We start from the raw sequence: 20,463 nt of genomic DNA, 5'->3' as shown, positions 1-20,463 counted from the left end.
CGGCGTTCAGCCGAAGCGGGCGACGAAGCGCTTCTGCCAGGGCGTCTCCACCGCGCGGTGCGAGTAGTGGGTGCGCACGTAGGCGACGGCCTCGCCGGCGGGCACGCCGTCCAGGACCGCCAGGCAGGCCAGTGCGGTGCCCGTGCGGCCCACGCCACCCCCGCAGGCGACCTCCACGCGTTCCCCGTCGGCACGCGCCAGCAGGTCGCGCAGGGCCTCGCCGAAGTCGGCGCGGTCGGACGGCAGCCAGAAGTCCGGCCACCGCACCCACCGCCGCTCCCACGCCGTCGCGGGCGGTTCCGAGCCCAGCAGGTAGAGGCCGAACCGCGGCTCCGGCCCTTCCGGCAGCGGGCGTCGCAAACCTCGCCCCCGCACGAGCCGCCCGGACGGCAGGCGCAGCACCCCCGGTGCCCCTTCCTCCCACATGTCATCCCCCTCGGGCATCGGTGACCAGGACGCGATTCTGGCCCACCGGACCTCCGGTCACGACAACGGGGGCGGGGACGGGGGCGGGGACGCGCCCGACCCCGAAGGCATCCCCGCAGTCCCCCGACCGGGCGGCCGGCAGGGCTGTTCCCGCAGGTGGGCGGGCTGCCGTGGAATATCCCGACTGCTCCGTGCGGGTGCACGTGCAGATGCACGGCAATCGGCTCCCCGCGCCGGCCTTACCCTCGTCACGTGAACAGCGAGCCGTCGCCCCTCGCAGTGCCGCGGCAGACGCGCGCCGGGTCGGCCACCGCCCACGACCGGGGGCCCGCGCCCGAGCCGGTCGTCGTGCTGGCGACCGCCGTGGACGCCGCCATCGCCGCCCTGTCCCCGCGCGCCCTGCGCGACGCGGAGGCCGGTCCGGTGCTCGAATCCATGCTGACCGCGTTCACCGCGGCGGTGGCCCCGGTCCAGGCGGGACTGGTGGTCAGATCGCCGTCCGACCCGCTCACCCTGGTCCAGGGCTACCTGGGCAACGCCTTCACGCACGCCGCCGGCGGCGACCCGGACGCCACGAGGGCCGCCCTCATCGCCGCCCGCGCCGCCCTGGCCCACCTCGTGGACGACGACCGGGACGAGGACGACGGGCGCTGGCGGCCCTGACGGGACGGGACCGCCCGGGGACCCGCGCACCGCGTCCTACCCGGTCCCGCCGCCCCGCTCCGGCCCCGCCGCCTCGCACTCGGCCAACCGGCGTTCCAACTCGGTGACCGCGGCCCGGAGCCCGGCCGCGCGGCGCTTCGCGTCGGCGGTCTCGGTCTCCAGCGCGGCGTTGGCCACGACCAGGCCCTCAAGGCGTTCGTCGCACTCGCGGACCAGCCGTTCGCGCACCTCCTCGACGACCTGCCGGTCGGCGCGCGACCGCTCGTCCACGGCGAGGGCGATCGCGTGCTCGACCTCACGGCGGATCGGGCCGAACCCCATCAGGAACGTCCACAGCGGTCCGCCCATGCGGTCCACCGTACCCGCGGGCACAACGCACGACGGCGGTCTCAGCCCCGCTGGGCCAACCGGATGACGTGCCACGACACCGGCGGCAGGGTCGTCCGCAGCACGCCGTCCCCGACGTCGACCGACAGCGCCGTCGGGGTGACGCGGTCGGGCGCGTCGCGCGTGTTGCTCGCCGACGGGTCCTCGTCGTGCAGGCTCCACGCCTCGGCCACCTCCAGCGGACCCAGCGCGGCCAGCGGCACGGTCAGCGAGACCGGCTCGGTCAGGTGCCGGTTGACCACGAACAGCACCGTGCCGCCGTCGTCGGACCGCGTGGCGACCGCGTCCACCGCGGGCACGTCGCCGTGGCGCGCGGTGGGCGTGGTGGGGGAGTCCACGACCACCCGCAGCACGTCGCCGCGCGCCAGCCGCGACGTCAGCGCGAACGGGTGGAACGTCGTCTGCCGCCACGCGGGCCCGCCGGGTTCGGTGCGGATCGGCGCGATCACGTTGACCAGCTGGGCCTGGCAGGCGACCGCCACCCGGTCGCTGTGCCGCAGCAGCGAGATCAGCAGGCTGCCCACGACCACCGCGTCGGTCACGTCGTAGACGTCCTCCAGCAGCGGCGGCGCGACCCGCCACTCGGTGGGCGGGTCGGCCTGGAACCGGCTCAGGTACCAGACGTTCCACTCGTCGAACGACAGCGTGATCCGCTTGTCGCTCTTGAGCCGCGCGCCCACCGCGTCGGCGGTCGCCACCACCCGCTCGATGAAGCGGTCCATGTCCGCGGCGGAGGCGAGGAAGCTGGCCACGTCGCCGTCCAGCGGCTCGTAGTAGGCGTGCAGGGAGATGTGGTCGACCTGGTCGTAGGTCAGCTCCAGGACGGTGTCCTCCCACGCGCCGAACGTCGGCATCGACGAGCCGGAGCTGCCGCACGCGACCAGCTCCAGGCCCGGTTCGGCCTGGCGCAGCGCCCGCGCCGTCTCCGCCGCCAGCCGGCCGTACTCGTGCGCGGTCTTGTGCCCGGTCTGCCACGGGCCGTCCATCTCGTTGCCCAGGCACCACAGCCCGATCCGGTGCGGCGACGGGGAGCCGTTGGCGCGCCGCAGGTCCGACAGGTGCGTGCCGCCCTCGTGGTTGGCGTACTCGTGCACGTCGAGGGCCTCGGCCACGCCGCGCGTGCCGAGGTTCACCGCGTACATGACCTCCACGTCCGCCTTGCGGGCCCAGCGCGCGAACTCGTCCAGGCCCACCGCGTTGTCCTCGATGCTCCGCCACGCCAGGTCGCGCCGCGTCGGCCGGGAGGCGACCGGGCCGACGCCGTCCTCCCAGCGGTAGCCGGACACGAAGTTGCCGCCCGGGTAGCGGACCACGGTGACGCCCAGCTCGCGGGTCAGCTCCAGCACGTCGCGGCGGAAGCCGTCCTCGTCGGCGGTCGGGTGGTCGGGTTCGTGGATGCCCGTGCGGACGCACCGGCCCAGGTGCTCGACGAACGACCCGAACAGCCGGCGGCGCACGGGCGCGACCACGTGGTCGGGGCTCAGGGCGAGGGAAGCGGTGAGCATGGTCCTCCTACTTGAAGGTGCCCGCGCTCGCGCCGCTGCGCCAGAAGCGCTGGAGCAGGACGAACGCGACGACGAGCGGGACGATCGCGAGCAGCGAGCCGGTGACGACCAGGTTGAACAGCACGCGCGTGCCCGCCTCCTGCTGCGCGGTGTTGAACCAGGTGGTCAGCCCCACGGTCAGCGGGTACAGGTCGGCGTCGCTGAGCATGACCAGCGGCAGGAAGTAGTTGTTCCAGGTCGCCACCAGGGTGAACAGGAAGACGGTGACGAGGGCTGGGCGCATCATCGGCAGCGCGATCCGCCAGAAGATCCGCAGCTCGCCCGCGCGGTCGATGCGCGCCGCCTCCAGCAGGTCCACCGGCACGCTCTCCGCGACGTACACCCGGATCAGGTAGGTGCCGAACGGGCTGAGCAGCGAGGGCAGGACGACCGCCCACACCGTGTCCACGAGACCCAGTTCGGACAGGATCAGGTAGGTGGGCAGCACGAGCGCCGTCGCCGGCACCATGATCATGCCCAGCAGCGCGGTCTCGAACAGGCGCTTGCCCGGGAACGAGAACCGCGCCAGCCCGTAGCCCGCCAGCGCGGCCAGCGAGGTCGCGCCCACCGCGCTCACCCCGGAGTACAGGGCGGTGTTGGCGGCCCAGCGGCCGTACGCGCCGTCGTCCTCGCGGAACAGTTGCCTGATGTTGTCCACCAGGCTGAACTCGTCGGCGAACCACAGCGCCGGGCTGGACAGCAGCCCCTGCTGGCTCTTGGTGGCCGCGATCAGCACCCACAGCAGCGGGACCAGGAAGTACACGACCCCCGCGAACATCAGCAGGTGCGGCAGCCTCGTGCGTACGGTCACGACCGGGTCCCCCTCCGCCGGACGAAGACCACGGCGTAGGCCACCACGAACACCACGAACCCGAGCGCGAACGAGATGGCCGCCGAGTAGTGGAAGTCCGAGTAGGCGAACGCCTGGTTGTAGGCGTACAGGTTCGGCGTGTACCCGCTGGAGATCTGCGGCGCGAACCGGGCCATCACCTGCGGTTCGGTGAAGAACTGCATGGTCCCGATGACGGTGAAGATCGCGGCCAGCCCGATCGCCGACCGGATCGCGGGCACCTTCACCCGCAGCGCGAGCTGCACCTGCGACGCGCCGTCGACCACGGCCGCCTCGTACGTCTCGCGCGGCACGCCCCGCAACGCCGAGTACAGGACGATCATGTTGTAGCCGGTCCACGCCCAGGTGACGATGTTGCCCAGCGACACCAGCAGCCACGGCGTGCCGAAGAAGTCGATCGGCTCGCCGCCGAACCACGTCGGCACGTCGCCGAACGGCCCGAACGTGCGGCTGTAGAGGAAACCCCACATGAGCGCGCCGATCACCGCGGGCACCGCGTACGGCATGAACGCCACCAGCCGGAACACCACCGCGAACCGCGTCGTCACGGCGTCCAGCGCGAGCGCGCCCGCCAGGGCGACGCCCAGCATGACCGGGATCTGCACCGCGCCGAACAGCACCACCCGCAGCAGCCCGTCGAGCAGCACGGGGTCGGTGAACGCGCGGGCGTAGTTCTCCAGGCCGGTGAACCGGGTGCCCAGCGCGAGGCTGCGGCTGGACAGGCTCAGCCAGAACGCGTACCCCAGCGGCACCACCAGGAACGCCACGACCACGAGGAAGAACGGCAGGACGAACAACGCCCCGGCGACGGGGTGCGCGGTGACGCGCCTCCTCGACGTCCCCCCGGTCCCCGTCACCGGTCGACCTTGAAGCCCTGCTGCTCGGCGTGGGCGACGACGTTGTCCTGCGCCGCCTCCAGCACCGTGCCCCACGGCCTGCTGCCCGCCACCGCCTCGGCGGTCCGGTCCTCCAGCTCGCCGTACACGAAGTCCTGGAACGGCGTGTACTCGAACTCGTCGAGCTTCTCCGACACCGGCACGAAGATCTCGTTCACCTTCTGGCCCGCGAAGAACTCGTAAGGCTTGCCGGTGAACGCCGGGTCGGCCGCCACCTCCTTGACCAGCGGGTAGAGGAACGCCTTGTTCAGCCCGACGTCCCACGCCTCGGCGGACCTCCCGAACAGCTCGCGCGCCACCGTCGTGGCCGCCCCGGGGTCCTTCGCCTGCTTGGTGACGGCGAACGTCGAGCCGCCCCAGTCGCCCTGCTCGTCCGCGCCCGCCGTCCACTGCGGCATCGGCGCGACCGCCCACTTGCCCGCCGTGTTCTTCAGCGACCCGGCCACGTAGCCGGGCGTCCAGCCCGCGGCGGCCCACGTCCAGTACTTGCCGGAGTCGAGCGCGGCGGTGGCGTCGGCGGTGAAGAACGGGTCGCCGGCCATGAGCCCCCGGGAGACCAGGTCGCCGTGGAAGTCGACCACCTTGCGGCACTCCGGCGCGGTCAGCGCGAGCCGCACCCGGTCGCGCGCCCCCGTCCACGAGTAGCCGTAGGGGCGGCACCCGGCCTGCCACATCAGGCCGTTGAGCCAGCCGCCGTCGCTGCCGAAGCTCGCGACGAACGAGTCCGGGGCGACGGCCTTGATGCGCTCGGCGGCGGCGCGGTACTCGTCCCAGGTGGCCGGTACCGGGATGCCGTGCTGCTCGAACAGGTCCCGGCGGTACATCAGCGCCATCGGGCCGCCGTCCACCGGGATCGCGTACACCCGGTCCCCGTCGGTGGCCTGGTCCCACGCCCACTCGGCGTACAGGGCCTCGTCGTCGTTGGCGCCGTGCTGCCCCATGTCGACCAGGGCGTCGAGGATGACGAACGTCGGGATCTGCTGGAACTCCACCATCGCCACGTCCGGCGCGCCCCTGCCCGCCGTGAACGCGGTCTTCAGCTTGGCGTAGTGGTCCGCCCCGGTGCCGGCGTTGGTCCACTCCACCCGGATGCCGGGGTGGGAGGCGTTGAACGCCTCCACCACGCTCTTGAACTCCGGGTACCAGGCCCACACGGACACGCGCACCGGGCCGTCGTCGTCCGCCGCGCCGCCGCAGCCGGCGACCGCGAGCAGGGCGCCCGCGGCGAGCACGTGCGCGAGCCTTCCCAACCGCTTGATCATGGACAGCGCCTCTCCGCCGCGGACGGGCGCGCGGCTGTCGTCGCGGTGGGTGACCGCGACGGGAAGTGGGGGGTGCGGCGGCGATCCCGCGCGAGGGCCGCGGAACCGATCAGGCGTTGCACCACGACCGCCGGGCTCGGTGGGCACCGACCCGGGATGCCGCCGTGGCACCGGGTTTTGCTGCGCTGCAAAGCACTATCCACCCCGTGTTACCGCGCTGCAAGACCCGATCGGTGCGCCATTCGAACCAACCGCGCGCCCTGTTTGTCGTGCGCGTCGGTGGCGTGCACACTTCCCGCCAGCACCCGGCACCCGTCCCGGTCGGGCGGAGGAGGACCATGCGCGACGCCACGCTGCGTGACGTGGCCCTGCTCGCGGGCGTGTCCCCGCGCACGGTGTCGAACGTGGTCAACGGGTACGCCCGGGTCACCGACCGCACCCGCGAGAAGGTCGAGCGCGCCATCGCCGAACTGGGCTACCGGCCCAACGTGCTGGCCCGCAACCTCGTCTACGGCCGGTCCGGGCAGCTCGCGGTCGTCGTGCCCTACCTGGACACGCCGTACTTCGCCGAACTGCTCCAGGCGATCATCCCGCGCGCCCGCGACCGCGGGTACACCGTGCTGGTCGACCAGACCGACGGCGACCCGGGGCACGAGCGCGACCTGGTGCGCCGCGCCGGCCGCGCCCTGCTGTTCGACGGGATGATCTTCAGCCCGCTCGGCCTGTCCCAGGAGGACCTGGCCGCGGTGGACCCGTCGCTGCCGCTGGTGGTGCTCGGCGAACGCGTGTCGAACGGCGTGTTCGACCACGTCGGCATCGACGACGTGACCGCGTCCCGCGAGGCGACCGCGCACCTGATCGGCCTGGGCAGGCGGCGCGTCGCGGCCATCGGCGACCAGCCGTACCCGACGGGGGAGGCGGCGCAGCTGCGCACCCGGGGCTACCGGCAGGCGCACGCCGACGCCGGGCTCCCGGTCGACGAGTCGCTCATCGTCCCCACCCCGAGGTTCAACCGCGCCGACGGCTCCGGCGCGATGCACCTGCTGCTCGACCGCCCCGACCCGCCGGACGCCGTGTTCTGCTACAGCGACCTGGTCGCCCTTGGCGCACTGCACGCGGCGCTGGAGCGCGGCCTGCGCGTGCCCGAGGACCTGGCGCTCATCGGGTACGACGACATCGAGGAGGGCCGCTACTCCAACCCGCCGATCAGCACCGTCTCACCCGACAAGGCGGCCATCGCCGCGACCGCCGTGGACCGCGTCCTGGAGCGCATCGGCAGCGCCGAACCCCTGCCGGGGGTGGAGGTGCGCGCCGCCCACCGGCTCGTCCCGAGGCGCAGCACGGTGGGGCGCGGCTAACCGAGGTGCGCGGTGTCGTTGAGGCGGACCAGCCGCCACGACGCGCCGTCGTGCTCCCACTCGGTGGCGGACGCGAAGTCCGGGTCCAGCCGGGCACCCGTGCCGGGGCGGGGCACGCCGAACAGCACCAGGAACGCGAGCACCACGAAACCGGCGTGCGTGGCGGCCACCACGGTCCGGCCCCGGTGCTCGGCGGCCAGGCCGTCGAGCGTGTCCCGCACGCGGGAGCTGAAACCGTGCCACGTCTCGCCGCCGGGGCAGATCGGCCGGTCCGGTTCGGCGACCAGGTCGAACGGCTCGTACCGGGCGCGGAACTCGTCGCCGCTCAGGCCGTCGCCCTCACCCAGCCGCAGCTCGGTCAGGCCGCGCTCCTCCACGACCGGCGGCTCGCCGAGCGCGTGGCGCAGCAGGTCCGCGGTCTGGCGGGCGCGGACGGCGGGGCTGGTGAGCAGCACGTCGGCGTGCAGGCGCTCGGCGGCGAACCGGTCCCGCAGCGCCGACACCTGGAGCCGGCCGAGGTCGGACAGGCCGGGGCACCCGCGTTCGGCGGACGCGATACCGCGGACGTGGTGCAGCGACTCGCCGTGGCGCACGAGGATCAGGCGCATGGCCGGACAGGCTAGCCCTGATCACCGCGCCGCTTGCGGTGGACCACCCAGCCGAAGTCGATTACCAGCACGACGGCCAGCACGGCGAGGGCGACGCCCGCCCACGTGAGGCCGGCGCGGAAGCACAACCAGGCCGCCACGCCGTCGAACACGATGCCGAACCCGGCCAGCCACAGGCGCAGGGTGAGGGCGCTGCGCGGCGGCGCCGGCGGGGGCAGGTCGTCGGTCACGGCCTCACTCCCCGTGGACGACGGCCACCGCGCACGGCGCGTGGTAGACGACCGCGTGGCTCACCGAGCCCAGCAGCGCCCGCCGCACCGCGCCGCGACCGCGGCTGCCGACGACCAGCAGCGCCGCGCCGTGCGCCTGCTCCAGCAGGACGTGCGCCGGGTTGTCGAACGCCAGCAGCAGCTCGGCCTCGACCTGCGGGTACCGTCGCCGCCGCTCGGCCAGGTCGCGTTCGACGACCTCCTCGGCGGCGACCCGCACGCGGTCCCAGTCGTGGTTCCAGCCCAGCTCGGGCACGGCCACCGGCATCACCGCGTCGGCCCACGCGTGCACGGCGACCACGCGGTGGCCGTGGCGCGCGGCGTGGTCGAACGCGAAGTCCGCGGCCCGGCCGCTCGACGGCGACCCGTCCACGCCGACCACGACCGCCTGCCCCAGCACGCCGGAGTCGCGGACCACGACCGTCGGCCGGTCGCCGTGGTGCACGAGGTCGGCGGCCGTCGAGCCGAGCAGCGCCTTGGCCAGCCCCGTGCGGCCCGACCAGCCGACCACGACCAGTTCCGCGTCCGCGCCGACCTCCCGCAGCACCTCGGCCGGGCGGCCGGGCAGGAGGTGCGCCTCGACGTCGGGCGTGATCGCGCGGCACTCCTCGGCGACCTCGCGCAGGTGGGACCCGGCGAACTCGCGGACCGACTCCTCGGTGACCACCTCGGGCAGCGGCGCGGCGCCGACCGTGAACACCAGTTCGGGGAACGGCCCGTGCACCGCGGCCACGACCACCAGCCGCAGGTTCCTGCTCGCCGCCTCCCGCGCGGCCCACGACGCGGCCGCCCGCGACTGCGCGGAGCCGTCCACCCCGACCACGACCGCCTGCCGCCCGTCCACCGCCATGCGCACGACCTCCTCCGGAGTAGGCCCACGGCTACCCCGGCCCGCCGACCGGCAACCACCAACCCCCCGACCGTGCCGAGAGTCCAACGCTCAGGCCCCGAGAGTCCAACGCTCAAGCCGCGAGAGTCCAACGCCCAGGCCCGGTGAGTTCTTCGTTCGAGCCGACCGGTCGGTATGCCCGAATGAAGAACTCAGGGTTCCTGGAGGTTGGACTCTCGGGTCCCGGGCGTTGGACTCTCGAGGTCTGGGCGTTGGACTCTCGGGTGGGGGAGGGTGGGGAGCTAGGGTCTGACTTCGGCCCAGACGGTTTTGTCGCCGTGGTCGCACTCGAAGCCCCAGTGCGAGGACAACCGGTTGACCATGACCAGCCCGCTGCCCAGCGCCGGGACGTCGGGTCTGCCCAGCACGGGCAGGTCGCTCGGGCTGCGGTCGACGACCTGGACCCGCAGCGCGCCGCAGTCGTCCACGCGCCACAGCCTCACCCGGTAGGGACCCTCGGCGTGGCGGTGGGCGTTGTCGATCAGCTCCGCCGCGATCCGCACGAAGTCGTCCACCGGCCGGATGCCCACGCCCCGCGTCACGTGGCGGACCCACACGTCCACCTCGGGCGGCGTCGGCACCTCGTCGAGCACCAGGTCGAGGCCCTGGTCCAGCGGCCCCGCCATCTTCATCACACGCACACCTCCAACACCTCGACGACTTCGAGGCGTCGGTCTCAGGTATCCCCTGGTCGGGTGTCTCAAACACGCGACCGGGTGAAGCCTCTCGACCGTCCGGCCGTCACGTCGTCATCCGGTCGTGCGGTCGCACGACGTCCCGGGTTTTCCCGGTCGTTGCTCCATTCGTGCTAAAGCAATTTCCCGAATATGCAGTCGAAGTCGAACTTCGTGACGCAAAGCACAAAGTGATATGTCTAGATTGACCTAAACCGGTGATTTATTGCCTTTTCGCTTTCACTCGTCCGGGTGAAAGATGATGCGGTCCCGCCAGGCGGGTCGATCCCCGTCTGGGTTATGTGTCCTGAAGGGCTGCACCCATCGTGGCTAGAAAAGGCGTCGTCGCCATCGCCATCCCCGTCGTCCTCAGCGCGCTCCTGACCGCCGGGGTCGCCCCGGCCGAGTCGCAGGTGCCGCTGCAGAGCCCCATCGACATCTCGCCCTCCTCGATCCGGTTCAACCCGGGCCTGCCGCACCTCCAGGTCTCCTACGGGCACGCCGACCTGGGCCTGCACTACGTGCAGAAGGACCAGGCCACCGCCAGCGGCTGCTCGGTGCGCGACCACGAGGAGACCGAGGAGGCGGAGGTCGAGCCCGGCGCGGGTCACGTCACGCTGTCCGGGGTCCGCTACGACCTCGTCCAGTTCCACTTCCACACGCCGTCGGAGCACCGGTTCGCCGGCCACGCCGACCCGCTGGAGATGCACCTGGTGCACCGCAGCGCCGCGGGCAAGCTGCTCGTCATCGGCGTCCCGCTGCGCGTCGGCGCCCCGTCCACCGTGGACCGGGTGCTCGCGCACCTCGCGCCCGAGTGCGGCGAGGAGGTGCACATCGCCGACGTGGACCTCAACACCCTGCTGCCGGCGAACCGCGCCACCGCCCGCTACACCGGCTCGCTGACCACCGCCCCCTTCACCGAGGGCGTGCAGTGGTTCCTGATGCAGGAGAAGACGGTCACCCAGGCCACCGTCTCCCGCTTCCAGCACATGTTCTACGAGGGCAACTCCCGGGCGCCCCAGCCGCTCAACGGCCGGACCGTCCAGGTCGACGTCCCGCACATCTGACGGCACGGCCCGCACACCCGGCGGCGCGGGACGGGGACGCAGACCCCCGTCCCGCGCCGCCGGGTCGCGAACGCCCGCCGCCGCGGTGGTGCCCGTGCGGCGACCGCGGGGGCCGCCGCCTAGATTGGCCGCATGATCTTCGGGATCGCCGCGGTCGTGCCGGCGCTGTTCTTCGTCGTCGGCGTCGTGCGCGACCGGAGGCGGGTGAGCAACGCGGTGTGGCTCGGCGTCACGCTGCTGCTCCTGCTGCTGTGGGTGCTGTTCCGGGCCGCCCGGACCGAGGGGTGGCCGGAGGTCGCGCTCGGGTACGCGTTCGTGGTCCTGATGCTGGGGCTGGGTTTCGTGCTGCCGGTCGCGCTGATCGCCAACGGGGTGCTGGTGCTGCGCCGCGAGGGGTTCGGCCTGGCCAACCTGCTGTCGCTGCTGGCCGGTCTGGCGATCTTCGGCGTGGTGGCCGCGTTCGGCTTCCTCACCAGGCGCACCGGCCCCGCGGTGGACGCGGTCATCGGGTCGCTGCTGGTGGTGGCGGCCTACGTGGCGTTCCTCTTCGTCAGCCTCCTGCTGTACTCGGTCGTCTACGGCGGTCTCGGCCGGCGCAGCGGCTACGACGCGGTCGTGGTGCTCGGCGCGGGCCTCATCGGCGACCGCGTGCCGCCGCTGCTGGCGAGCAGGCTCGACCGCGCGATCCGGGTCTACGAGCGGGAGACCCGCTCCGGGCGGACGCCGCTCGTCGTCGTCTCGGGCGGGCAGGGGCCGGGCGAGGACGTGTCCGAGGCGGCGGCGATGCGCGACTACCTGCTGCGCCGCGGCGTCCCCGACGACCGCGTCCTGCTGGAGGACCGCTCCACGACCACCGAGCAGAACCTGGCCTACAGCGCGAAGGTGCTAGCCGACCACGGGTGGCACGGCCGCGCGGTCGGCGTCACCAACAACTTCCACGTCTTCCGCGCCGCCGTGACCGCCCGCCGGCTCAGGCTGCGGATGCAGATCATCGGCGCGCCCACGGCGGCGTACTTCCTGCCGAGCGCCTTCCTGCGCGAGTTCGCCGCGCTGCTGGTGCAGAACAAGGTCGCGCACACCGTGACGTGCGGCCTGCTCGTCGGCCTGTACCTGCTGCTGGTCCTCTAGCCGGCCCTACCGGAGGTGCCGGGCGAACCAGGACGCGACGAGGTCCACGGTCGCCGCCAGCCCGGCCCGGTCGATGCCGTGCCCCACGCCGGGGTGCAGCACCAGCTCCGCGGGTTTGCCCAGCTCCACCAACCGCCGGTACATCTGCTCGGACTCCTCGGGGCTCACCCGCGCGTCGTTCTCGCCGTGCATGATCAGCACCGGCGCGCTGATCCGGTGGGCGTTCGCGAGCGGGCTGCGGGCGGTGAGCAGCGCGACGTCCGCCGGGTCGTCCGGGTCGCCGATCCACTCGACAGCCCGCTTGCGCCACGTCGGCGGGAACGAGCGGATGTCGGTGAGCAGGTCCGACGAGCCGCACTCGCTGACCCCGGCGCGCCACAGGTCGGGCAGTGCGCTCAGGCAGGCCAGCGCGGCGAACCCGCCGTAGGACGCGCCGTGCACGCCGAGCCGGTCGCCGTCGACCCAGTCGAGCTCCCGGACGTGCCGCGCCACCGCCTCCAGGTCGGCGAGGTCCCCGCCGCCCCAGTCGCGGTAGACCGACCGCTGGTAGCGCAGCCCGTACCCGGACGAGCCGCGGACGTTGGGCGCCACCACGGCGGTGCCGCGCGCCAGCAGCTCCTGCACGTACGGGTCGAACACCGGGCGCGACTGCCACTCCGGACCGCCGTGCACGGTCACCACGAGCGGCACGGGGTGACCGGCGTCCGCCCCCGGCGGCCGGTACAGCAGGGACGGCACGGTCAGGCCGTCCGCGCTCGTGACCCGCACGACCTCCGGCACCACCGGCGTGCCGGGCAGCCCGGCGCCCGCGTCGGTCAACCGGCGGGCCGCGCCGCGCGGCAGGTCGACCAGGTACAGGTCCGTCGCCGCGTCCGGCCGCCCGAGCTGCACCAGCAGCTCCCCGGTCGGCGTGAACCGGAGGACGTGCCCGTCGAGCCCGAACTCGGTCACCGCGACCCCCGGCGGCAGCCCCTCGACGTCCCGCGCCTCGCCGCCGACCTCGGCCCACCGCAGCCGCGTGAACCCGTCCTCGTTGCGGCCCCACGCCAGGCGCGTGCCGTCCGGCGACAGCGCCGCGCCCTCCACGTCGGCCGCCGGCGCGTCCACCCGGGTCAGCTCCCCGGTCAGCGACAGCAGCGCGAGCCCGAGGAAGTCCCGGCCCCACGTGGTGCACAGGTAGAAGCCCGAGGAGTCGGGCAGCCACGCGACCGGCTCGTGCTTCGCCGGGCCGTCGTCGGGGGTGACCCGCCGGGTCGTGCCGTCCACCAGGTCGCACACGAACAGGGCGTGGTCGGTGTTCTGGTGCAGCCGCAGCACGAGCAGCAGCCGGGAGTCGGGGGAGAAGCCCATCGGCACGTACCGGTCGTCGCCGCGCAGCACGATCCGGTCCTCGCCGGTGCGCAGGTCCCGCACCCGCACGTCGAACACCTCGCGGTCGCGGGCGTTGCTCGCGTACGCCAGGAGCGCGCCGTCCGCGCTGTAGGGCCGCCCGGTGTGCCCGTGCGGGACGCCGACCTCGTACCGCACGCCCTCCTCGGCGGCCAGCCACCCGACCTCGCCGGTGACCGGGTCGACCTCGGCCAGCCGGTGGTCCTCGCCGCCGTCGAGGTCGGTCACCACCAGCAGCCGCTCGCCGTCCGGCCGCCACAGGCAGCGGCCGACCGAGCCGGGCACCTCGACGAGCCGCGCCGGTCCGCCGGCCAGGGGCAGCACCCACGGCTGCGGCCTGCCGGACCGGTCGCTCACGTAGGCGACGGCCTCGCCGTCCGGGCTCGGTTCCGCGCCGGACAGCCACTCGAAGTCCGTCCAGCCCGCCGTTCGGCTCCCGTTCGGCTCCACGCCCACCCCCAAGTGATTTCACTTCCTGCAATCGATAGCAGTCAAGCAAATCGGTCACGGGTGCGGCAAGGCGGGGTGCGTTAACCTCTGCGTGTGCCCGCCGTGCCCGACCAGCCGCCCCGCGACGCCACGGTCGCCGAGTTGAAGGCGCTGGCGCACTCCCTGCGCTGGCGCATCCTGCGGCTGTGCTGGGACCGGGCGCTGACCAACAAGGAGTTGTCCCAGCTGCTGGGCGTGGCCCCGGCGACCGTGCTGCGGCACGTCCGGGCGCTGGTGCGCACCGACTTCCTGGCCGCCGAACCGGTGCGCACGGGCGCGCGCGGCGCGCTGGAACGCCCCTACCGCGCGACCGGCCGCACGTGGCGGCTCGGCCTGGCCGACGACTCCGGCGAGGGGCTGGGGCACCAGGTCGACCTCGCCCTGCTCGCCGCCCACCGCGCCGAGGTCCTGGAGGCGGGACCGGACGCCGTCCGCGAGACCGCGCGCGGCGTGCTGCGGCTGGGCGCGGAGTCGCAGGCGGAGCTGAAGGAACGCGTGCAGGCCCTGCTCGTCGAGTTCGCCGGGCGCGACGAGCCGGACGGCGAGACCCTGGGCTACCTGTGGTCCCTGGCCGCCCGACCGGGGTCCGGCGCGGCCTCCTGAACCCCGCGCCCGCCGGCGGTCAGGGCGTTCCGCTCCGGGGCCGCCACCCGGCGGGCGGGTCCTCGCCGACGCGCCCGTCGACGGCCTCCCGGATCAGGTCCGCGTGCCCGGTGTGCCTGCCGTACTCCTCGACCAGGTCGAAGACGACCCGGCGCAGGCTCGCGCGACGTCCGTCGGGCCAGACCAGGTGGGAGGGCTGGTCGAGCCCGCCGTCGGCCAGCGCCTCGGCCAGCCGCGCCCGCGACCGCGCCACCGCGCCGTCCCACAGCGCGTAGAGCCGCTCGGGGGTGTCGTCGGCGGCGGAGGCGAACGCCCACCCGTCCACCTCGTCCGGGTCCACGGCGTCCCACGGCGCGCCGGGCGACCCGCCCCGCAGCCTGACCGTGGACGCGTGGTCCTCCACGAACGCCAGGTGCTTGAGCAGGCCCGCGAGGGTCAGCGAGGACGCGCCGACGCGGGTCTTGAGCCCGGCGTCGTCGAGGTCGTCCGCCTTCCAGCGGAAGGTCGTGCGCAGCCGGTCGAGCGCGCCGACGAGGTGTTCCGCCTCGGTGCCGGCGAGGGGCGGTTCCCAGGGGGAGTCGTTCTCGTCCACGACCGCCACCGTAGACCCCGCGCGGCGCCCCTCAGCCCACCTCGGTGGCCTCGTCGTGGCCCGCCGCGCGCAGCAGGTCCTCGCGCGCGCGGGCGACGCGCGAGCGGATCGTGCCGATCGGGCACCCCACGACGTCGGCGGCCTCGGCGTAGGGCAGGCCGAGCACCTGGGTGAGGACCAGGGCCTCGCGCCGGTCCGGCGCGAGGGCGTCGAGCAGCACGTTCAGCTCCACCACACCCTCGAACCCGCTGTGCGGCGCGGCGCGGTCGGCCTCCCGCACCCAGTCCGCGCCGGGCGACAGCCGGGGCCGCGACCGCGCCATGCGCACCTGGTCCACCACCACCCGGCGCGCGATCACCAGCAGCCAGGTGCGCGCGGACGAGCGCCCGGCGAACCGACGCAGGGTGGTGAGCGCGCGGGCGTAGGTCTCCTGGGCGAGGTCGTCGGCCACCCCGACGTCGGCCAGGTGGGCGACGAAGCGCCACACGTCGCGCTGGGTGGCGCGCACGAACCGCTCCAGCGCGTCCCGGTCGCCCGCTCGGGCGCGCAGTGCCCACCGCGTAACCTCGTCGTCACGTGTTGTCACGACTCCGGATCGTAACCACGTCCCGGCGGGAACTCGTGCGCCGAACGGACCAGGGGCGCGATGCCGCCCGCGGCCGCCAGCGCGCGGTGCAGGGCCAGTTCGGCGGTCGGCCCCTCGGCGAGCACGATGCCGGTGCACGACCGCTGGTCGGTCAGGTGCTCCACGACGTCACCGGGCCTCGCGGTCGGGTACCACTCCGGCGCGCCGGGCAGCTCCGCCAGGCGGTCCAGCCCCGACCAGCCCTCCAGCACGCCGGCCCGGTGCGGGTAGAGCAGCACGAACCCGGTCGCGGTCCGCACCGCCCCGTCCGGCAGGACGGGCTCCTCGCCGAGCGCCATCGACACCATCGCGGTGTAGGCGTTCACGCCCAGCGCCCGGCACAGCGCCTCGCCGACGAGCGCGCCGCCGATGCGCGCGTTGACCTCCACCACCTCCGGACCGTCCGCGGTGAGCACGAACTCGGTGTGCGCGAACCCCCTGTCGTGGCCCACGACCGCGAGCACCCGGCCGATCCACGAGTCCACACCGGACAGTTCGTCGGCCGGGAGGGCGACCGGGAACGCGGCGGCCTCCTCCCGCCGCACGGGTTCGGGCGACAGCTGCCGGCTGAGCACGCCGAGCAGCCTGGTGCGGCCCCGCCAGGTGACCGTCTCGGCGCTGTAGAGGGGACCGGCGAAGTACGGTTCGGCGACCAGGCGGCCCTTGAGCGGGGTGCCGGCCGCCTCGCGCAGCGCGGCGTCGCGCTCGGCGGGCGTGCGGCACAGCCACACCCCGCGCGACGACGTGCCCGCCGAGTCCTTGAGCACCAACGGGAAGGTGTCCGCCGCGGCGGGGTCGAGCGGGCCGCCGCGGCTCAGGCCGTGCTCGTGCAGCAGCGCCCGCACGGCGCCCTTGTCGCGCAGCACGCGCACCGCGGCCGGCGCCGGTCCCGGCAGCCCCAGCCGGTCGGCCAGCTCCGCCCCGGGCAGCGCCCACGTGTCGGTGGAGCTGATCAGCCCGGCCAGGTCGGGCAGGTCGCGCAGCACGCGTTCGCACGCCGCCACGTCGGTGGTGTCGACGTCGACCACCCGCACCCGGTCGCCGCACCGCGACAGCTCGTGGGCGTAGATCGACCGGTCCCCGGTCAGCAGCACGAGGTCGTGGCCGGCGGAGCGGGCCGCGTCGGCGAGGCGGCCGAGGCCGAAGGTGAGGGCTTCCAGCAGGGCGACGGTCACGGCACGGGGTCCTTCCGGCGTTCCTGCGCGGGCACCAGCGGGCCGCGGGGGCGCCGCGCCCACTCCATCGCGGCCCACGGCGGGGTCAGTTCGTCGAGCGAGGTGATCTCCACGGGCGACAGCAGCGCGGGGTCGAGCGCCTCGCGGTGCCGGGCGAACACCCGCTCGGTGTAGCGGTGGCCGGTGTCCGCGCCGATGACCACGTGCGTGCGGGACGGGCAGCTCGCGGCCTCCCGGCGCGCCACCAGGTGCGCCGCCCCCGTGGACAGGCCGGCGAACACGGCGTGCTCGCGCATCAGGGCGATCGTGCCCGCCATGGCGTGCCGGAAGTCCAGCCAGTGCACGCGGTCGTACAGCTCGTGGTGGACGTTGCCGAAGTGGATGGCGCTGCCGATCCCCGCGATGATCGCGTCGGGGTCGGTGAACCGGTCGCTGCCGAACGTGACGCTGCCGAACGGCTGCACGCCGACCAGCCGGGTCTCCGGGTCGTGCTCGCGCAGCGCGCGGGTGAGCCCCCCGGTGGAGGCCCCGGTGCCGACGCTGCCGACCACCGTCAGCGCCTCGCCGGGCAGCGCCGAGCGCAGCAGGCCCGCCAGCTCGCCGTAGCCGAGGTGGTGCACCGGGTCGTGGTACTGCCGCATCCAGTGCAGGTCCGGGTCGCCCGCCAGCAGCTCCCGCACGCGGGCCACCCGGCGGTTCTGGTCCAGCCGCAGGTCGTCCGACGGCGGCATCCGGTGCACGGTGACGCCCAGGATCTCCAGCTGCGCGTGCAGGCCGTCGTCGACCGTGGTGGAGGCGACGACGTGGCAGCGCAGCCCGTAGCGGTGGCACGCCATGGCCAGCGCCAGCGCGTAGATGCCGCTGGAGCTGTCCACCACCGCCTGCCCGGGGCGGACCACGCCGCTGTCCAGGAGGTGGCGGACCGCGCCGAGCGCGGCGTAGACCTTGAGCGTCTCGAAGCGGACCAGCACGGTGCCGGGGGAGAGCCGGACGAGCGCGGGCGCCTTGACCGCGTCGGTGATGTGCTCGTGGACCGGTGTCGCGCGCCCGCGCGCGACGTCCACCTCGGGCCGGGTGGTCACGGTCAGGCCCGCCACGTGGTGCCGCGCCGCTCGTGCTCCAGCACCGTCTCGGCGCGCTGGGCGACCCGCGCGCCGAGGAAGCGCTCCCCGGCCGTCACGCCGACCGGCAGCGCCGGGGCGCGCAGAAAAGTACGTCGTTCCACGATTGACCTCCGCAGGGTTGCCGTCGCCCAGAGGTCGGACGCGCCACCCGATCGGTTCCCGCCAACCGCAGCCGGGACGACCGTCAGCGGCCGGTCGCGGCCAGCACGGCCTCGGCGATGGCCTCGTGACCCTCGGGCGTGGGGTGCACGTCGGTGAGGTCGCAGAAGTACGTCAGCTCGCACACCCTCGCCACCGGCGTCGGGACCTCGCCCCAGGTGGGGTCCTGCGTCGTCTCGGTCAACGGCCCGTAGCCGCCGGTCTCGGCGGTGACGTCGACGAACGTCGCCCCGACCTTCTCGTACTCGGCCTTGAGCGCGCTGTTGAAGAAGTCCCGGAACAGCGACACCGACAGGCGGGCGAGGTCCTGCCCGTTCGGGAACTCGCGGGACACCCACGCCCCGAGGAACACGTCCGGGTAGGTCAACCCCACGATCGGGGCGTCGCCGGCGGCGTCGCGCAGCGCGGGCAGGACGGCGGCCAGGTTGGCGCGGACGTCGGCGACGGCCTTGGACGCGCAGGTCAGGATGTCCGACGCCCGCGCGCACGGCGCCAGGTCGTTGCCGCCGATCACCACCGTCACCAGGCCCACCCGCCCCCGGTTCTCGCGCAGCTCCCGCACGGCCGCGTCGAGCTGGGTGCCCGCCGGGTCCGGCGCGCCGGCGGCGCGGTTGGCGGGGGAGCAGCCCGGTTCGCCCCGCAGCTGCGCGGACGTGGCGCCGCTGCACGCGAGGTTGACCAGCCGCAGGTCCGCCCGGTCGGCGACGAGGTGGGCGAAGCCGTCCTCCGAGGAACCCGCCGGGGCGCCGTCGGCCGCCGGGCGGTAGCCGGTCGCGTACGAGTCGCCCAGCGACACGTACACGCGTTCGCCGGACGGGGTGGGCGGGGCGCTGCCCTCCGACGACGCCGCGGACGACGTCGGAGGGGAGGAGGCGGTGAAGGGGGCGTCCCCGCTCGGCGCGGAGGTGCACGCCGCGAGCGCCACCAGCGCGCCGACCAGCAGCGTCCCGAGCGGTGCGGTCCGTCGAACTCCCGGCACGTCGGCCCCCTTCAGGTGAAGATCGTCTCCCAGCCTACCCGGCCGGCCACAGTGGACCGGCGACCTCGGGTTACCCGGTGACGCGGCCCAGGAACCCGGCGAGCTTGGCCGCGGTCCGCGCGACCAGCTCCTCCGGCGCGAGCGACTCGTGCAGCCTGCTGCCCGGCCCGGCGTCCTTCTTCCCGCGCAGGTAGAGCGAGCAGGCCAGGTCGGCGCAGAAGTAGCCGCCCACGGAGTTGCCCTGCTGGCCGCTGCGCCCCGCCTTGCGCGCGGTCATCAGCGTGACGCCGTCGCCGGGGTGCGTGGTCAGGCACAGCGAGCACATGGTGCGCCGGGGCTGCCCGGTGTGCGGCGAGGCCAGGCGCAGCGCCACGCCCACCGGGCCGTCCCCGGACCCGGCGACCAGGTAGGCCCGCTGGGGTGACGCGGGGTCGCGCCACCCCAGGAAGTCCAGGTCCTCCCAGGGGCGCTCGGACAGGTCGGTGGGCAGGTTCGCGCGCTTCGCCTCGCCCTTCGTGCAGTTGACGAACGACGCGCGGATGGCGCCCTCGGTCAGCGGTTCCATGACCCGAAAGCTACGCCGACTAGATGAACGGAGCAAATGATTAGGTGATAACCTAGACCCTCTAGGTTGTGGGAGGCGGCATGGCACGCGCGGGGGTGACCGCCGAGCGCCTGACCCTGGCGGCGGCGGAGCTGGCCGACGAGGTCGGCTTCGACAACGTGACCGTCTCGGCGCTGGCCCGCCGGTTCGGCGTGAAGGACGCGAGCCTGTACTCGCACGTCGCGAACGTGCGGGAGCTGAAGGAACGGGTGGCGGTGCTGGCCCTGGCGGAGCTCGCCGACGAGGTGGCCGAGGCCCTGGCCGGGCGGGCGGGGAAGGACGCCCTGGTCGCCTTCGCCGACACCTACCGGCGCTACGCGAAGGAGCACCCCGGCAGGTACGCCGCCACGCGGTTCGAGCTGCCCCCGGACGTGGCGCTCGCCAGTGCCGCGCGCAGGCACTCGGACATGACGCGGGCGGTGCTGCGCGGCTACGACCTGCCCGAGCCGGCCCGGACCGACGCCGTCCGGCTGCTGCACGGGACCCTCCACGGTTTCACCGCCCTGGAGGCGGCCGGGGGGTTCCGCCACCACCCGCGCGACACCGATCTCTCCTGGTCCAGGGCCCTCGACGCGCTGCACCACCTCCTCGCGCACTGGCCGCCGGACGGTGCGCGGACGCGCGGATCTTGAGCGGGTGAGGATCGCTCGCTACCGTTCGCGACGGGTGGACGCTCGTCCGAACCGGTTACCGGGCCCAGTTC

The 20,463-nt window shown here is 74.1% G+C and carries 24 protein-coding genes; 6 read left to right on the top strand and 18 right to left on the bottom strand.

All coding sequences use genetic code 11. The annotated features are described in order from the left end of the window. Positions 1-6: 6 nt before the first annotated feature. Positions 7-426 carry a protein-tyrosine phosphatase family protein gene (locus ACR807_RS19015; RefSeq protein WP_438922677.1) on the bottom strand — a complete coding sequence of 140 codons (420 nt, stop codon included), beginning with the start codon at positions 424-426 and terminating at the stop codon, positions 7-9. 252 nt (positions 427-678) lie between these two features. On the opposite strand from ACR807_RS19015, the gene ACR807_RS19010 reads away from it, so the two are divergent. After that, the gene (locus tag ACR807_RS19010; RefSeq protein WP_438922676.1) at positions 679-1,089 is read left to right on the top strand and encodes a hypothetical protein; all 411 of its coding nucleotides are present in this window, start codon (positions 679-681) and stop codon (positions 1,087-1,089) included. A gap of 36 nt (positions 1,090-1,125) precedes the next feature. Here the strand turns inward: ACR807_RS19010 and ACR807_RS19005 are convergent, their stop codons facing one another. From ACR807_RS19005 to ACR807_RS18985, 5 genes are read right to left on the bottom strand one after another with little or no spacing between them, the layout of a single operon-like run. Further along, the gene (locus ACR807_RS19005) at positions 1,126-1,437 is read right to left on the bottom strand and encodes a hypothetical protein (protein ID WP_438922675.1); all 312 of its coding nucleotides are present in this window, start codon (positions 1,435-1,437) and stop codon (positions 1,126-1,128) included. Between the two features lie 41 nt (positions 1,438-1,478). Then, on the bottom strand, positions 1,479-2,981 hold the full coding sequence (gene arfA, locus ACR807_RS19000) for an arabinosylfuranosidase ArfA (RefSeq protein ID WP_438922674.1): 1,503 nt from the start codon (positions 2,979-2,981) through the stop codon (positions 1,479-1,481). Positions 2,982-2,988: 7 nt separating this feature from the next. Then, positions 2,989-3,831, bottom strand: coding sequence for a carbohydrate ABC transporter permease (locus ACR807_RS18995; RefSeq protein WP_438922673.1), 843 nt, complete (start codon positions 3,829-3,831; stop codon positions 2,989-2,991). Further along, positions 3,828-4,727, bottom strand: coding sequence for a carbohydrate ABC transporter permease (locus tag ACR807_RS18990; RefSeq protein WP_438922672.1), 900 nt, complete (start codon positions 4,725-4,727; stop codon positions 3,828-3,830). The genes ACR807_RS18995 and ACR807_RS18990 overlap by 4 nt, the downstream gene beginning before the upstream one ends. After that, complete coding sequence (locus tag ACR807_RS18985) at positions 4,724-6,028, bottom strand: ABC transporter substrate-binding protein (RefSeq protein ID WP_438922671.1); 1,305 nt, start codon at positions 6,026-6,028, stop codon at positions 4,724-4,726. Before ACR807_RS18985 ends, ACR807_RS18990 begins: the two co-directional genes overlap by 4 nt. Before the next feature lie 338 nt (positions 6,029-6,366). On the opposite strand from ACR807_RS18985, the gene ACR807_RS18980 reads away from it, so the two are divergent. Then, positions 6,367-7,386, top strand: a complete 1,020-nt coding sequence (locus ACR807_RS18980) for a LacI family DNA-binding transcriptional regulator (RefSeq protein WP_438922670.1) — start codon at positions 6,367-6,369, stop codon at positions 7,384-7,386. Here ACR807_RS18980 and ACR807_RS18975 read toward each other — a convergent pair. The 4 genes from ACR807_RS18975 to ACR807_RS18960 form a co-directional block, all read right to left on the bottom strand. Then, positions 7,383-7,994, bottom strand: coding sequence for a histidine phosphatase family protein (locus ACR807_RS18975; protein WP_438922669.1), 612 nt, complete (start codon positions 7,992-7,994; stop codon positions 7,383-7,385). The genes ACR807_RS18980 and ACR807_RS18975 overlap by 4 nt on opposite strands. A gap of 11 nt (positions 7,995-8,005) precedes the next feature. Further along, complete coding sequence (locus tag ACR807_RS18970; RefSeq protein ID WP_438922668.1) at positions 8,006-8,224, bottom strand: DUF6343 family protein; 219 nt, start codon at positions 8,222-8,224, stop codon at positions 8,006-8,008. Positions 8,225-8,228: 4 nt separating this feature from the next. Further along, positions 8,229-9,113 (bottom strand): universal stress protein, encoded by an 885-nt coding sequence (locus ACR807_RS18965; protein WP_438922667.1) that lies wholly within the window; start codon positions 9,111-9,113, stop codon positions 8,229-8,231. A 281-nt stretch (positions 9,114-9,394) separates the two neighbouring features. Then, positions 9,395-9,793 (bottom strand): ATP-binding protein, encoded by a 399-nt coding sequence (locus ACR807_RS18960; protein WP_438922666.1) that lies wholly within the window; start codon positions 9,791-9,793, stop codon positions 9,395-9,397. Between the two features lie 359 nt (positions 9,794-10,152). Here ACR807_RS18960 and ACR807_RS18955 point away from each other — a divergent pair, with 359 nt between their 5' ends. Together ACR807_RS18955 and ACR807_RS18950 are read left to right on the top strand one after the other, a co-directional pair. Continuing rightward, positions 10,153-10,893 (top strand): carbonic anhydrase family protein, encoded by a 741-nt coding sequence (locus ACR807_RS18955; RefSeq protein WP_438922665.1) that lies wholly within the window; start codon positions 10,153-10,155, stop codon positions 10,891-10,893. Positions 10,894-11,025: 132 nt separating this feature from the next. Next, complete coding sequence (locus ACR807_RS18950) at positions 11,026-12,021, top strand: YdcF family protein (protein WP_438922664.1); 996 nt, start codon at positions 11,026-11,028, stop codon at positions 12,019-12,021. A gap of 6 nt (positions 12,022-12,027) precedes the next feature. Here ACR807_RS18950 and ACR807_RS18945 read toward each other — a convergent pair whose 3' ends face one another. After that, entirely contained in the window at positions 12,028-13,860 is a 1,833-nt protein-coding gene (locus ACR807_RS18945; protein ID WP_438922663.1) for a S9 family peptidase, read from the bottom strand. Positions 13,861-13,953: 93 nt separating this feature from the next. Between ACR807_RS18945 and ACR807_RS18940 the strand changes: the two genes are divergently transcribed. Beyond that, positions 13,954-14,502 carry an ArsR/SmtB family transcription factor gene (locus ACR807_RS18940; protein ID WP_438922662.1) on the top strand — a complete coding sequence of 183 codons (549 nt, stop codon included), beginning with the start codon at positions 13,954-13,956 and terminating at the stop codon, positions 14,500-14,502. Between the two features lie 19 nt (positions 14,503-14,521). Here the strand turns inward: ACR807_RS18940 and ACR807_RS18935 are convergent, their stop codons facing one another. The 7 genes from ACR807_RS18935 to ACR807_RS18905 all read right to left on the bottom strand — a co-directional run bounded on the left by ACR807_RS18935 (position 14,522) and on the right by ACR807_RS18905 (position 19,721). Continuing rightward, positions 14,522-15,094, bottom strand: coding sequence for a mycothiol transferase (locus ACR807_RS18935; RefSeq protein ID WP_438922661.1), 573 nt, complete (start codon positions 15,092-15,094; stop codon positions 14,522-14,524). 31 nt (positions 15,095-15,125) lie between these two features. After that, positions 15,126-15,680 carry a sigma-70 family RNA polymerase sigma factor gene (locus ACR807_RS18930; RefSeq protein WP_438922660.1) on the bottom strand — a complete coding sequence of 185 codons (555 nt, stop codon included), beginning with the start codon at positions 15,678-15,680 and terminating at the stop codon, positions 15,126-15,128. Next, complete coding sequence (locus ACR807_RS18925) at positions 15,677-16,894, bottom strand: ATP-grasp domain-containing protein (protein WP_438922659.1); 1,218 nt, start codon at positions 16,892-16,894, stop codon at positions 15,677-15,679. The genes ACR807_RS18930 and ACR807_RS18925 overlap by 4 nt, the downstream gene beginning before the upstream one ends. Beyond that, the gene (locus ACR807_RS18920) at positions 16,891-17,976 is read right to left on the bottom strand and encodes a pyridoxal-phosphate dependent enzyme (RefSeq protein ID WP_438922658.1); all 1,086 of its coding nucleotides are present in this window, start codon (positions 17,974-17,976) and stop codon (positions 16,891-16,893) included. Before ACR807_RS18920 ends, ACR807_RS18925 begins: the two co-directional genes overlap by 4 nt. Before the next feature lie 2 nt (positions 17,977-17,978). Continuing rightward, positions 17,979-18,119: a hypothetical protein gene (locus ACR807_RS18915; RefSeq protein WP_438922657.1), complete on the bottom strand. Its 141-nt coding sequence runs from the start codon at positions 18,117-18,119 to the stop codon at positions 17,979-17,981. 83 nt (positions 18,120-18,202) lie between these two features. Further along, entirely contained in the window at positions 18,203-19,156 is a 954-nt protein-coding gene (locus ACR807_RS18910) for a GDSL-type esterase/lipase family protein (protein ID WP_438922656.1), read from the bottom strand. 70 nt (positions 19,157-19,226) lie between these two features. Beyond that, positions 19,227-19,721 carry an FBP domain-containing protein gene (locus ACR807_RS18905; protein ID WP_438922655.1) on the bottom strand — a complete coding sequence of 165 codons (495 nt, stop codon included), beginning with the start codon at positions 19,719-19,721 and terminating at the stop codon, positions 19,227-19,229. Positions 19,722-19,801: 80 nt separating this feature from the next. Between ACR807_RS18905 and ACR807_RS18900 the strand changes: the two genes are divergently transcribed. Next, on the top strand, positions 19,802-20,392 hold the full coding sequence (locus tag ACR807_RS18900; RefSeq protein ID WP_438922654.1) for a TetR/AcrR family transcriptional regulator: 591 nt from the start codon (positions 19,802-19,804) through the stop codon (positions 20,390-20,392). The last annotated feature ends 71 nt before the right edge of the window (positions 20,393-20,463 follow it).

Source organism: Saccharothrix sabaoui, assembly GCF_051756985.1.
In the GTDB taxonomy this organism is placed as follows: domain Bacteria; phylum Actinomycetota; class Actinomycetes; order Mycobacteriales; family Pseudonocardiaceae; genus Actinosynnema.
Note: the sequence above shows the minus strand (reverse complement) of the source record. Positions and strands in the feature narration are given on the sequence as shown.

Bases quoted from the DNA above. Each gene is read 5' to 3' on its own strand.
- ACR807_RS19015 (WP_438922677.1), bottom strand. From the start codon at position 426: ATGTGGGAGGAAGGGGCACCGGGGGTGCTGCGCCTGCCGTCCGGGCGG.
- ACR807_RS19005 (WP_438922675.1), bottom strand. From the start codon at position 1,437: ATGGGCGGACCGCTGTGGACGTTCCTGATGGGGTTCGGCCCGATCCGC.
- arfA (WP_438922674.1), bottom strand. From the start codon at position 2,981: ATGCTCACCGCTTCCCTCGCCCTGAGCCCCGACCACGTGGTCGCGCCC.
- ACR807_RS18985 (WP_438922671.1), bottom strand. From the start codon at position 6,028: ATGATCAAGCGGTTGGGAAGGCTCGCGCACGTGCTCGCCGCGGGCGCC.
- ACR807_RS18980 (WP_438922670.1), top strand. From the start codon at position 6,367: ATGCGCGACGCCACGCTGCGTGACGTGGCCCTGCTCGCGGGCGTGTCC.
- ACR807_RS18975 (WP_438922669.1), bottom strand. From the start codon at position 7,994: ATGCGCCTGATCCTCGTGCGCCACGGCGAGTCGCTGCACCACGTCCGC.
- ACR807_RS18965 (WP_438922667.1), bottom strand. From the start codon at position 9,113: ATGGCGGTGGACGGGCGGCAGGCGGTCGTGGTCGGGGTGGACGGCTCC.
- ACR807_RS18950 (WP_438922664.1), top strand. From the start codon at position 11,026: ATGATCTTCGGGATCGCCGCGGTCGTGCCGGCGCTGTTCTTCGTCGTC.
- ACR807_RS18905 (WP_438922655.1), bottom strand. From the start codon at position 19,721: ATGGAACCGCTGACCGAGGGCGCCATCCGCGCGTCGTTCGTCAACTGC.
- ACR807_RS18900 (WP_438922654.1), top strand. From the start codon at position 19,802: ATGGCACGCGCGGGGGTGACCGCCGAGCGCCTGACCCTGGCGGCGGCG.